The organism is Streptomyces sp. NBC_01451 (assembly GCF_036227485.1).
GTDB lineage: Bacteria > Actinomycetota > Actinomycetes > Streptomycetales > Streptomycetaceae > Streptomyces.
Genome location: NZ_CP109479.1, coordinates 8,528,818 through 8,541,035, shown reverse-complemented (window position 1 = coordinate 8,541,035; position 12,218 = coordinate 8,528,818). Strand labels below are relative to the sequence as shown.

Below are 12,218 nucleotides of genomic sequence, written 5' to 3'. Positions count from 1 at the left end.
GGCGCGCAAGCCGCCGACACGCGCGGTGCCCGCCGGTCGCTGGATACAGTGCCCGGATGAACAGCAGGCCGGCGCCTTTCGACGAGCTGGACCGGAAGATCATCACCACTCTGATGGCGAACGCCCGTACGAGCTTCGCCGAGATCGGCGCGGCGGTCGGGCTGTCGGCCACGGCGGTGAAGCGGCGGGTGGACCGGCTGCGTGAGACGGGTGTGATCACCGGGTTCACGGCGACGGTGGAGCCGTCTGCGCTCGGCTGGCGCACGGAGGCGTACGTCGAGGTGTACTGCGAGGGCGCGGCGCCGCCGCGGCGGCTGGCGGAGGTCGTGCGCAACCATCCGGAGATCACGGCGGCGATGACGGTGACGGGTGGCGCGGACGCCCTGCTGCATGTGCGGGCCACGGATGTGGGGCACTTCGAGAACGTGCTGGAACGCATCCGCAGGGAGCCGTTCATCCGGAAGACCGTCAGCTACATGGTGCTGTCCCATCTCCTCCCGGAAAGCCCGGAGGCGGGCGCCACCCACCCCGCTCCGAACACCACTTCGGGAAACGCATCAGACCTGCGCTGAGGTGGCCAAAGACGCAGGATTCCTGCGCGGACACGCAATCGTTGTCGCTTGTCGGGCGCAGGGCTCAGTTCCTACCGTGGTGTGCATCCCACTGGAACATTGCAGGAAGCGGAGGAACCCCTCTGTGCCCGAAAGCCGTGTGCCGCGCCCCCGGCGCTTTCTCGTCTGTGAACCCAGACATTTCGCCGTGCAGTACGCGATCAACCCCTGGATGAACCCCGACACCAGGGTGGACGTGGATCTGGCCCAGGAGCAGTGGCGCTCCCTGATCAGCGCCTACCGCGCCCATGGCCACACCGTGGACACCGTGGAACCGGTCGCCGGCCTGCCCGACATGGTGTTCGCCGCGAACTCGGCGGTCGTCGTCGACGGCCGTGTCTTCGGCTCCTCCTTCCACTCCCCCGAGCGCCGCCCCGAGTCGACCGCCTACGAGACGTGGTTCAAGTCGGCGGGCTTCGACGTGTACCGCCCCGAGTCGGTGTGCGAGGGCGAGGGCGACCTGGTCCCGGCCGGCCGCTGGATCCTGGCGGGCACGGGCTTCCGTACGACCCGCGAGGCCCATCACGAGGTGCAGGAGTACTTCGGTGTCCCGGTGATCGGCCTCAAGCTGACGGACCCGTACTTCTACCACCTGGACACGGCACTGTTCGTCCTCGACGAGGGCGACGACAGCCACGACGGGAACATCGCGTACTACCCGGACGCGTTCTCGCCGGGCAGCCGCGAGGTGCTGGCGCGGCTGTACCCGGACGCGGTCGTCGCGACCCGCGAGGACGCGATGACGTTCGGGCTGAACTCGGTCTCGGACGGCCACCGCGTCTTCATCGACCCGGGCGCCACGGCCCTCGCCGCAGAACTGACGCGCCACGGCTACCTTCCCGTCCCCGTCGACCTGTCGGAGTTCCGCAAGGCCGGCGGCGGCATCAAGTGCTGCACACAGGAGATCCGCTCATGACCGCACCGACGAGCACAGACACGGGCACGCACACCTCCGCCGAGCTGATCCGCGCCGAGGAACCGGTCCTCGCGCACAACTACCACCCGCTTCCCGTGGTCGTGGCACGCGCGCAGGGCGCCTGGGTCGAGGACGTCGAGGGCCGCCGCTACCTGGACATGCTGGCCGGCTACTCGGCCCTCAACTTCGGCCACCGTCACCCGGCGCTGATCGAGGCGGCCCACCGCCAGCTGGACCGCCTCACCCTCACCTCCCGTGCCTTCCACAACGACCGTCTCGCCCGGTTCGCCACCTCCCTGGCCGAGTTGACCGGCCAGGAGATGGTCCTGCCGATGAACACCGGCGCGGAGGCCGTCGAGAGCGCCATCAAGGTGGCCCGCAAATGGGCGTACGACGTGAAGGGCGTCCCCGCCGACCGGGCGACGATCGTGGTGGCGGCGGACAACTTCCACGGCCGTACGACGACGATCGTCAGCTTCTCGACCGACGAGACGGCCCGGGCGGGCTTCGGCCCGTTCACCCCGGGCTTCCGGATCATGCCCTACAACGACCTGGCGGCGCTGGAGGAGGCGATCGACGAGACGACGGCGGCGGTCCTCCTTGAGCCCATCCAGGGCGAGGCGGGCGTCCTGATCCCGGACGACGGCTATCTGACCGGCGTCCGCGAACTGACACGCCGCAAGGGCTGCCTGTTCGTCGCGGACGAGATCCAGTCGGGCCTGGGCCGCACCGGCCGCACGCTGGCGGTGGACCACGAGGGCGTCGTGCCCGACATGGTGCTCCTCGGCAAGGCCCTGGGCGGCGGCATCGTGCCGGTGTCGGCGGTCGTCGCACGCCGGGACGTCCTCGGGGTGCTGCGGCCCGGCGAACACGGCTCGACGTTCGGCGGCAACCCGCTGGCCGCGGCGGTCGGCCAGGCCGTGGTCGAGCTGCTGGAGACCGGCGAATTCCAGCGCAGGGCGGCCGAGTTGGGCGTCGTCCTGCGCGCCGGACTGACCGGCCTGGTCGGCAAGGGCGTCGTCGGCTTCCGGTCGCGGGGGCTGTGGGCGGGGGTCGACGTCGACCCGGCCATCGGGACCGGACGGGAGATCAGCGAGCGCCTGATGCGGAAGGGCATTCTGGTCAAGGACACCCACGGATCGACCATCCGGCTGGCACCGCCGCTGACGGTCACCGGGGAGGAACTGGAGACGGCTCTCGGTGTTCTGGAGGAGGTACTGACGCAGGGGGCCTGATACAGGCCAAGTGACGACAGAGCGTGACACCCGAAGGGTGACGTCCGACGACGGCCGCGCCTAGACTGATCGCCTTCAGGGGAACAGAGGAGCGCCGGAGTGTTCTATTACGTGCTCAAGTACGTGTTGCTCGGTCCACTGCTGAGACTTGTCTTCAGGCCCCGGATCGAAGGGCTTGAGCACGTACCGTCGTCGGGCGCCGCGATCGTGGCCGGCAATCATCTGTCGTTCTCGGACCACTTCCTGATGCCCGCGATCCTCAAGCGCCGCATCACCTTCCTCGCGAAGGCCGAGTACTTCACGGGGCCGGGGGTCAAGGGGCGGCTGACCGCCTACTTCTTCCGCAGTGCCGGGCAGATTCCGGTGGACAGGTCCGGCAAGGAGGCGGGGCAGGCAGCGATCCGTGAAGGGCTGGGGGTGCTGCGGAAGGACGAGCTGCTCGGTATCTATCCGGAGGGCACCCGGTCGCACGACGGAAGGCTGTACAAGGGCAAGGTCGGGGTCGCCGTCATGGCTCTCAAGGCCCAGGTGCCCGTCATTCCCTGCGCGATGATCGGCACCTTCGAGGCGCAGCCGCCGGGCAAGGTCATCCCGAACGTCCATCCGGTGGCGATCCGCTTCGGCAAGCCCCTCGACTTCTCCCGCTACCTCGGGATGGAGGACGAGAAGGCGGTGCTGCGGGCCATCACCGACGAGATCATGTACGCCATCCTCGACCTCTCCGGGCAGGAGTACGTCGACCAGTACGCGGCCGTCGCCAAGAAGGAGGAGGCCGAGCGGAAGGCCGCCGAGAAGAAGGCGGACAAGGAGCGGCGGGAGCGCAAGTTCCCGCGCATGCCGCTCAGTTGACCGTGCCTTCACGGCCCGCGGTTGACGTGTGTCGTCGGCCGGCGCGGGCGATCTGCTGACGGCAGATCCGCAGCGGTCCGGTCGGCGGCGGCGGATACCGTCACTCCATGAGACGAGCTGTGGTGATCGGGGCGACCGGGCAGATCGGGCGGGTGGCCGTGGGGGCGCTCGCCCGCGACGGGTGGGAGGTGACCGCCGTCTCGCGGGGCGGCGGCCGGGACGGGACCTGGCCGGACGAGGTGCGGGTCACGGCAGCGGACCGGGCCGACGACACGGCGCTCGCGGCTGCCGTGGGCGACGGGTGCGACGTCCTGGTGGACATGGTGGCCTACGGGCCCGAGCACGCCCGGCAGCTGGCCGGTCTCGCCGGGCGGGTCGGGTCGGCGGTGGTGATCTCCAGCGTGTCCGTGTACGAGGACGACAAGGGTCGGAACTTCGACACGCAGGAGGAGCCCGACGGCTTCCCCCGGTACCCGGTGCCGATCCCCGAGGACCAGCGCACGGTCCGGCCGGGCGAGAGTTCGTACAGCACCCGGAAGGCGGGCCTCGAACACGAACTCCTCGCCGTCGGCGACCAGCTGCCGGCCACGCTGCTGCGGGCGGGCGCGATCCACGGGCCGTACTGCCGCACTCCGCGCGAGCTGTACTTCGTCAAGCGCAACCTGGACGGGCGGCGTCGGCGGGTCCTCGCGTACGGCGGCGGGAGCCGATTCCATCCGGCGGGCGTGCACAACATCGCCGAGCTGATCCGGCTGGCCGCCGCGCGGCCGGGTGCCCGGGTACTGAACGCCGTCGATCCCGAGGCGCCCACGGTGGTGGAGATCGCCGGGGCGATCGACGCCGTGATGGGGGTCGAGGTCGAGAACGTCCTGGTGGACGGTCCGCCCCCGGTACCCGGCGTGGGCGACACCCCGTGGTCGACCCCGGTGCCCGTGGTGTGCGACATGTCCGCCGCCGAACGGGAGTTGGGCTACCGGCCCGTCGTCACGTACGCGGAGAGCCTGCCGGAGACCGTCGCCTGGATCGAGGGGCGGCTGGCCGGGCGGGACTGGCGGGAGGCGTATCCCAAGATGTACGAGACGTACGGCGACCTCTTCGACTACGCGGCGGAGGACGCCTGGCCCGCGTGACGGGAAGGGGCGGCCGGAGAATTCTCCGGCCGCCCCTCACCTCGTACCACGACCGACCGCTACGAGCTGCGGCTGCGGTTACGGCTTCGGTGTGGCGTGCGGGGTGCAGGTCACGTCCGCCGCGTCCACCTTGCCGGTGAGCAGGTAGGTGTCGACCCGGGCGTTGATGCACGGGTTGACGAGCCCGGTCACGCCGTGGGAGCCCGCGTCCTTCTCGGTGATCAGACGGGAACCCTTGAAGCGCTTGTGCAGTTCGACGCCGCCCTCGTACGGGGTGGCCGCGTCACGCTCGGACTGCACGATCAGCACCGGCGGCAGGCCCTTGCCGGACTTCACGTTCACCGGGGTCTGCTGCTTGACCGGCCAGGTCGCGCACGGCAGGTTCATCCAGGCGTTGGCCCAGGTCAGGAACGGGTAGTCCTTGTGCAGCCGGGTATTGTCGCGGTCCCACTTCTTCCAGCTGGTGGGCCACTTGGCGTCGGTGCACTCGACGGCCGTGTAGACGGCGTTGCCGTTCTCGGAGGTCGCGTTGCCCGCGGTGTCCGTGAGGTCGGGGGCCGCCGCGTCGACGAGCGCCTGGGTGTCACCCGCGAAGTACTTGCTGAACACGGTGGCGACCGGAATCCACGACGAGTCGTAGTACGGGGCGCCCTGGAAGAATCCGATCAGTTCGGCCGGTCCGACGAGCCCGCCGATCGGGTTCTTCTTCGCGGTGGCCCGCAACTCCAGCCACTTCGCCTGCACCTGGGCCCGCGTGGTACCGAGGTGGAAGACGGCGTCGTTCTTGGCGACCCAGTCCTGCCAGTCGTTCCAGCGCATCTCGAAGGCGACGTCCTGGTCGAGGTTTGCCTCGTACCAGATCTTCTCGCGCGACGGGTTGACGACGCTGTCGGCGATCATGCGGCGGACGTGCCCCGGGTAGAGCGTGCCGTAGACGGCCGCGATGTACGTCCCGTACGACACTCCGAGGAAGTTGAGCTTCTTCTCCCCCAGCGCGGCACGGATGACGTCCAGGTCGCGCACGGTGTTCGGCGTGGTCATGTACGGCAGCATCTCGCCGCTGCGCTCGTAGCAGCCCTCGGCGTACTCGCGGGCCGACTTGCGCTGGGCGCGCTTGTCCGCCTCCGAGTCCGGCACCGGGTCGGGCTTCGGGGCCTTCACGAACTCCTGCGGGTCGACACAGGAGATGGGCGCCGAGTGGCCGACTCCGCGCGGGTCGAAGCCCACGAAGTCGTACGCCTTCGACACGTTGGTCCACAGCGGGTTCTTCGTCGTGACCCGGCGCGGGAAGCGCAGCCCGGAGCCGCCCGGCCCACCCGGGTTGTAGACGAGCGCGCCCTGCCGCTCGTCCTGTGTCCCCGTGCTGCCGATTCGGTCGACGGCGAGCTTGATCTGCTTGCCGTACGGCTTCGCGTAGTCGAGCGGCACCGTGACCCAGCCGCACTGGATCGGCTTCTCCAGGCCCCAGTCGGCCGCGCAGTCCTGCCAGTCGATGCCCGCCTTCGCGGCCCGTGCGGCGGCGACGGCCGCGCCGCGCGTCTCACGGTCCTGGCCGTGGCGGGCGTCCGCGCTGGCCGATGGCGCCGCGACGGCGCCGGCTATCAGGGTCGCCGTGACAAGTGCTCCGGCTGAACCGAGCGCGGCGGCTCGTTTCGTCGGTCGCGTGCCTCTCAAGTGGGACCTCCCCGTACGTAGTTGCTCTCGGTCGGTGACGGGCCCGATCCTCGCCGCTGTGCAGGACCTGTGAACAGGGGGTGGACGGCGTTCTTTACCAATCCGATAAACGGTGAAGAGAGTTACGCTCAGCGGACATTCAGTGCGGTGTGTGGATTTGGCGTGACCGGCGGACGTGCCGGACCTGCCGGGCGATCAGCCGATACGGGACGGTTCCAGGGCCGCCAGCGCCTCGTCCAGCACCCGGCGCAGCCGCAGCGCGTCGGGCGCGACCGCGGTCACCAGCGCGGCGGGCCCGGCGAGCGGCATGAGCGCGGCACCCTCCCCCAACAGCCGGGACTCGATCGGCGCGTCCGCGAACTCCGGCCGTACGACGACGAGTTGACCGAGGGCGCGATGTCCTGCCAGTACGGCGGGCCCGTCCCAGCCGCCCGGCGCTCCGGGACCGCAGGACAGCTCCTGGTCGAGGAGGACGCGCCCCCCGACCCGCACCGTGAGCCGGCTGCCGAGCCGTCCGGGTTCCTCACCGGAGCGCCCGAGCACCTGCTCCTCACGGAACACGAGCCGGGCGCCCGGCGCGAGGTCGACACGCGTGGCGACGTACAGCTCGCTGCCCTGGGCGCAGATCAACTGCTCGGGCAGCCAGCGGAGTTCACCGCCGTCGGCGACAGCGATCCGGACGTCGTAGCGGGCCTCGCCCTTCGCCTGGCCCGGCAGCGCGATGGTGGCCGCGGCGGACGCCAGATGCAGCCGGGCGCCCTGAGCCACCTCCGCCTCGACGGTGAAGTGGTCACCACCGAGGGGGCCGCTCATGGCGCCGACCAGCATGACGCGGGCCTCGTCGCCGTGTGCGCGGATACGGCGCAGTGCCAGCGGGCCGTCACCGTCGAGCACCGGCAGGGCGGTACCGCCCCGGCCGTCCGCCCGGGCGACGATCCGGGCGGTGGCCCGTACGCCGGTGGTCATGCCGTCCACGCCGCGAGCTGCGCCCGCACCCACGCGGCGACGTCCCCGACCCCGGCCTCGCTGCGCAGCGACTGGAAGACGACGGGCATCTCCCCGCGCGCCGTCTTCGCGTCGGCGGCCATCCGGGCGAGGTCGGAGCCGACGTACGGCGCGAGGTCGGTCTTGTTGACGACGAGCAGGTCGGCGGTGGTGACGCCAGGACCGCCCTTGCGCGGGATGTCGTCGCCGCCCGCGACGTCGATGACGAAGATCTGCGCGTCGACGAGGCCCTTGGAGAAGGTGGCGGTCAGGTTGTCGCCGCCGGACTCGACGAGCACGATGTCGAGCGGCCCGACCTCGTCCTCCAGGTCCTCGACGGCTTCGAGGTTGGCGGAGATGTCGTCGCGGATCGCGGTGTGCGGGCAGGCGCCCGTCTCGACGGCGGTGATGCGCTCGGGCGGCAGCACGGCCTCGCGCAGCAGGAACTCGGCGTCCTCGCGGGTGTAGATGTCGTTCGTGACGACCGCGAGGGACAGTTCTTCGCGCAGGGCGCGGCACAGGGCGGCGACGGTGGCGGTCTTCCCGGACCCCACGGGCCCGCCGAGGCCGATACGGAGGGCGCGGCGAGCGCCGTCGGGACGGTGCGCGTCCGCGCTCACGACTGCGCCGGCCTGGGCGTGGGAGTGGTCGAGGTGCATGAGATACGGCTCCGATTCCTGGTCTCTGTGTGCTGTGGCGTACCCGAGGCGACTGCTCGGTCCCTTCTTCGCCCCCCGCCGCCCCTACCCGTCCCGTTCCTGGGGGCTGCCGCCCCCAGACCCCCGCTTTCGGCCCTGAAGAGGCCTCGTCCTCAAACGCCGGACAGGCTGAAATCCAGCCCCTCCGGCGTTTGAGGAGCGGAAGTTCGGGGGCAGCGCCCCCGATACGGGACGGGTAGGGACGGCGGGGGCGAGAAACCCTTACGACGCGAACAACCGCACCGCCCACCCCGCATGCCCCTCGGCACTCACCTCCAGCATCGGCGCAGAAGCCGCCGGCAACGCGTCCACCTCACCCCCGGCCGCCGCCTCCACCGCCCGGTCCACCACACGATCCAACTCCGGCGCCAACCGCGCCAGCACCCCCGTCGCATCGAACGGATCAAGGCTCAGCAACCGCACAACCGCCGTCGCAGGCCCGCTGACGCACTCGTACACCGAGCAGTACGCCGCGTCCTCCGGCCCCAGCCCCGCCGCCCGCGCAGCGAGCCCCAGGACCACCGGCTGATGCGCCCCCTTGGGGAACTCCCGTGCCAGTGCGTCGAGTTCGGCCGACGGCCAGGTCGCCCGCGCGGCTCGCGTCAACTGCCGCCCCAGCTTCCGTGCGGCGGCGCGCAACGCCGGTGACGGCGTCCGCGCGTCCGCCGCGCTGTCGAGCGCGACCGGATCGACGCCACCGGCCGCAGCGGCGGCCAGCGCCGCCGACACCAGCCCCGTCGTGTGCAACCGGCCCCGGCAGAACTCCTCCAGGCTCGCGGCCCCGGTGACACGCCCCGCCTTGACGGCTGCCTCGGCCCCGCCGGAGTGCGCGTGCCCTCCGGCGGGAAAACGGCCGTCGGCCAGGACGAGCAGTGCTGCCCTGCTCATCGGAACCTCCCCATCAGTTCCTCCTCATCAGAAGAGGAAGTACCGCTGCGCCATGGGCAGTTCGGCGGCCGGAGTGGCCTCGACCAGCTCCCCGTCGATGTGCACGGCGAAGCTGTCGGGGTTGATCCGTACGTCCGGTCGCGCGTCGTTCTCCCGCATGTCGGCCTTGGTCACCGCACGCGTCGACTCGATCGCGACGAACCGCTTGCCGAGCCTGAGCCGTTCGGGCAGCCCGTCCTCGATCGCCAACTGGGCGACGAAGTTGAACGAGTTGGACGCCGGTGCGCGCCCGATCGCCCCGAACATCGGCCGGGGCAGGATCGGCTGCGGGGTCGGGATCGAGGCGTTCGCGTCGCCCATCTGCGCGTACGCGATCTGCCCGCCCTTGATGACGAGATGCGGCTTGACCCCGAAGAAGGCGGGTTCCCAGAGGACCAGGTCGGCGAGCTTGCCCTTCTCCACGGAGCCGATCTCCCGCGCGAGGCCCTGTGCGAGGGCCGGGTTGATCGTGTACTTGGCGACATAGCGACGTACTCGATGGTTGTCGGCGCCGCCGTCGCCCGGCAGGGCTCCCCGGCGCCGCTTCATCACATGGGCCGTCTGCCAGGTCCGCATGATGACCTCGCCGACCCGGCCCATGGCCTGCGCGTCGGACGAGATGATGGAGATCGCGCCGAGGTCGTGAAGGATGTCCTCCGCACCGATCGTCGACGGCCGGATCCGGGACTCGGCGAACGCCAGGTCCTCCGGCACCGCCGGGTTCAGATGGTGGCAGACCATCAGCATGTCGAGGTGTTCGTCGGCGGTGTTGACGGTGTACGGCCGCGTCGGGTTGGTCGAACTCGGCAGGACGTGCGGCTCGGAGACCACCGACATGATGTCCGGCGCGTGCCCGCCTCCCGCACCCTCGGTGTGGTACGCGTGGATGCCGCGGCCGGCGATGGCCGCGAGCGTGTCAGCGACGAAGCCGGCCTCGTTGAGGGTGTCCGTGTGGATGGCGACCTGGATGCCCGTGCGGTCGGCGACGGTCAGGGCCGCGTCGATGGCGGCCGGGGTCGAGCCCCAGTCCTCGTGGATCTTCAGGCCGAGGGCGCCGCCGCGGATCTGGGACAGCATCGCGTCGTGCGAGACGGTGTTGCCCTTGCCGAGCAGGCCGAAGTTGAGCGGGTACTGCTCCATCGCCTCCAGCATCCGGGCGAGGTGCCAGGGGCCGGGGGTGACCGTCGTCGCCTTGGAGCCCTCGGCCGGGCCGGTACCGCCGCCGACGAGCGTCGTGACCCCGGACGCGAGCGCCTCGTCGGCGATCTGCGGGCAGATCAGGTGGACGTGCGCGTCGATGGCGCCCGCCGTCACGATCCGGCCGTTGCCCGCGATGATCTCGGTCTCCGGACCGATGACCAGGTCGGGGTGGATCCCGTCCATCGTGTCGGGGTTGCCCGCCTTGCCGATGCCGGTGATCCGGCCGTCGCGGATGCCGATGTCGGCCTTGACGATGCCCCAGTGGTCGACGATCACCGCACCTGTGATGACCGTGTCCGGGGTGCCGTCTGCGCGCGTAGCGCGGGCCTGGCCCATGGATTCACGGATGACCTTGCCGCCGCCGAACACCGCCTCGTCACCGGCGAGTCCGGGGCCGCCGCTGCGGTCCTCCTCGATCTCGATCAGCAGGTCGGTGTCGGCGAGCCGGATGCGGTCGCCGGTGGTGGGGCCGAACAGGTCGGCGTACGCGGCACGCGAGATCTCAGGCATCGAGGGCACCTCCGGTCTCCCCGCGCAGTCCGGGCACGATGCGCGCGCCGGCGAGCGGAACGAGTTCTACGTCGACGGGGATCCCGGGTTCGAAGCGCACGGCGGTGCCGGCGGCGATGTTGAGCCGCTTGCCGCACGCTGCGGCGCGGTCGAACTCCAGGCCCGGGTTGGCCTCGGCGAAATGGTAGTGGGAGCCGACCTGGACGGGCCGGTCGGCGGCGTTCAGCACGGTCATGGACGTGACCTCGCGGCCCTCGTTGTACACGACGGGCCCGTCGGCGAACAGGATCTCTCCGGGAATCACGGCAGCCCCTCCCCTCAGACGATCGGGTCGTGGACGGTGACGAGCTTGGTGCCGTCCGGGAAGGTCGCCTCGACCTGGACGTCGTGGATCATCTCGGGGATGCCCTCCATGACGTCCTCCCTGGTCAGCAGCTTCCGTCCGGAGGACATCAGCTCGGCGACCGTACGTCCGTCACGGGCGCCCTCAAGGATGTGCGAGGTGATCAGCGCGACCGCCTCGGGATGGTTCAGCCTGAGCCCGCGGGCCCGGCGCTTCTCGGCCACGTCCGCCGCCACATGGATCAGCAGCCTCTCCTGCTCGTGCGGGGTCAGTTGCACGGCTTCCCACCTCACATCCTCGCTCCGGACCGTGCGGGGTCCGGTTGCCCGATGCCACCAAAACCGCTGGTGGCGAGATGGGCACGCTAGTTGGCCGGGGTTTCAAGGACGTTAACCGGCCTGTGACCCACCCGGGTCACACGGAGCGGGCCCGCCCAAGCTCATCAGACCGCGCAGACCGTCCTGAAGCACTTCCACCGGCGCGTTGCCGAAGAGGGCCATCTGCGCGACGAATCCCTGGGCCGCGGCGATCATGGTCCGCGCGACGCTCTCGGCCGGTACGTCGGCCCGCATCATGCCGGTCTCCTGATAGCGCTCGACCAGCCGCACCCAGGCCTCCCGGACCTTGGCGTAGCCCTCGTCGAGCACCTTCGACAGTTCGTCGTCGCGCAGCGTCTCGGCCCACACCTGGACGATCAGGCGGGGGAAGACGGCCACCCCCTCGTGCGCCAGCCCGGGGCGCAGGCCCAGCATCCTGCCCATCACCTCGCCCAGGATCACGTCCGGCGCCGGAGGCGGGCTCTGCTCTCCCGCCGCCTCGAAGGCGTTCCCGACCTCCTCCAGCACCTCGGTGACGATGGCGGCGATCAGCTCCTCCTTGCCACTGAAGTAGCGGTAGACGGCACCGGCGGAGAGGTCGACCTCCTTGAGCACGTCCTGCATCGACGTGGCGTGGAAGCCGTTGCGGGCGAAGCAGAGTGCCGCCCCGTCGAGGATCTGACGGCGTCGGGCGTCGAGGTGTTCCTGGGATACGCGGGCCATGCCCCACAAAGTAAAACGAACATTCCTTCTTGACAAGGCAGGCCGCCCACGGGACGGTGGTGACACCCCTAAAACGAACGATCCTTCTTTTTAGATTCGAG

The 12,218-nt window shown here is 70.5% G+C and carries 13 protein-coding genes; 5 read left to right on the top strand and 8 right to left on the bottom strand.

Features of this window, described 5'->3' with window-relative positions:
- The first annotated feature begins 56 nt into the window (after positions 1–56).
- The 5 genes from OG595_RS37650 to OG595_RS37630 all read left to right on the top strand — a co-directional run bounded on the left by OG595_RS37650 (position 57) and on the right by OG595_RS37630 (position 4,741).
- Positions 57–572, top strand: coding sequence for an Lrp/AsnC family transcriptional regulator (locus OG595_RS37650; RefSeq protein ID WP_329280064.1), 516 nt, complete (start codon positions 57–59; stop codon positions 570–572).
- Positions 573–696: 124 nt separating this feature from the next.
- Positions 697–1,527 carry a dimethylargininase gene (gene ddaH / locus OG595_RS37645; protein WP_329280063.1) on the top strand — a complete coding sequence of 277 codons (831 nt, stop codon included), beginning with the start codon at positions 697–699 and terminating at the stop codon, positions 1,525–1,527.
- On the top strand, positions 1,524–2,762 hold the full coding sequence (gene rocD, locus OG595_RS37640) for an ornithine--oxo-acid transaminase (RefSeq protein ID WP_329280061.1): 1,239 nt from the start codon (positions 1,524–1,526) through the stop codon (positions 2,760–2,762). The genes ddaH and rocD overlap by 4 nt, the downstream gene beginning before the upstream one ends.
- 99 nt (positions 2,763–2,861) lie before the next feature.
- Positions 2,862–3,611 (top strand): 1-acyl-sn-glycerol-3-phosphate acyltransferase, encoded by a 750-nt coding sequence (locus tag OG595_RS37635; RefSeq protein WP_329280059.1) that lies wholly within the window; start codon positions 2,862–2,864, stop codon positions 3,609–3,611.
- Positions 3,612–3,718: 107 nt separating this feature from the next.
- Positions 3,719–4,741, top strand: a complete 1,023-nt coding sequence (locus OG595_RS37630; protein WP_329280057.1) for an NAD-dependent epimerase/dehydratase family protein — start codon at positions 3,719–3,721, stop codon at positions 4,739–4,741.
- 78 nt (positions 4,742–4,819) lie between these two features.
- On the opposite strand, the gene OG595_RS37625 is transcribed toward OG595_RS37630, so the two are convergent.
- The 8 genes from OG595_RS37625 to OG595_RS37590 form a co-directional block, all read right to left on the bottom strand.
- Positions 4,820–6,415: an alpha/beta hydrolase gene (locus OG595_RS37625; RefSeq protein ID WP_329280055.1), complete on the bottom strand. Its 1,596-nt coding sequence runs from the start codon at positions 6,413–6,415 to the stop codon at positions 4,820–4,822.
- A gap of 195 nt (positions 6,416–6,610) precedes the next feature.
- On the bottom strand, positions 6,611–7,381 hold the full coding sequence (locus tag OG595_RS37620) for an urease accessory protein UreD (protein ID WP_329283506.1): 771 nt from the start codon (positions 7,379–7,381) through the stop codon (positions 6,611–6,613).
- Entirely contained in the window at positions 7,378–8,058 is a 681-nt protein-coding gene (gene ureG / locus OG595_RS37615) for an urease accessory protein UreG (protein ID WP_329280053.1), read from the bottom strand. Before ureG ends, OG595_RS37620 begins: the two co-directional genes overlap by 4 nt.
- Positions 8,059–8,319: 261 nt before the next feature.
- Entirely contained in the window at positions 8,320–8,985 is a 666-nt protein-coding gene (locus OG595_RS37610; RefSeq protein ID WP_329280050.1) for an urease accessory protein UreF, read from the bottom strand.
- Between the two features lie 27 nt (positions 8,986–9,012).
- Positions 9,013–10,734, bottom strand: coding sequence for an urease subunit alpha (locus tag OG595_RS37605; RefSeq protein WP_329280048.1), 1,722 nt, complete (start codon positions 10,732–10,734; stop codon positions 9,013–9,015).
- Positions 10,727–11,038, bottom strand: a complete 312-nt coding sequence (locus tag OG595_RS37600; protein WP_329280047.1) for an urease subunit beta — start codon at positions 11,036–11,038, stop codon at positions 10,727–10,729. Before OG595_RS37600 ends, OG595_RS37605 begins: the two co-directional genes overlap by 8 nt.
- 14 nt (positions 11,039–11,052) lie before the next feature.
- Positions 11,053–11,355, bottom strand: a complete 303-nt coding sequence (locus tag OG595_RS37595; RefSeq protein WP_055535472.1) for an urease subunit gamma — start codon at positions 11,353–11,355, stop codon at positions 11,053–11,055.
- A gap of 111 nt (positions 11,356–11,466) precedes the next feature.
- Complete coding sequence (locus tag OG595_RS37590) at positions 11,467–12,117, bottom strand: TetR/AcrR family transcriptional regulator (RefSeq protein ID WP_329280045.1); 651 nt, start codon at positions 12,115–12,117, stop codon at positions 11,467–11,469.
- Positions 12,118–12,218 lie beyond the last annotated feature (101 nt).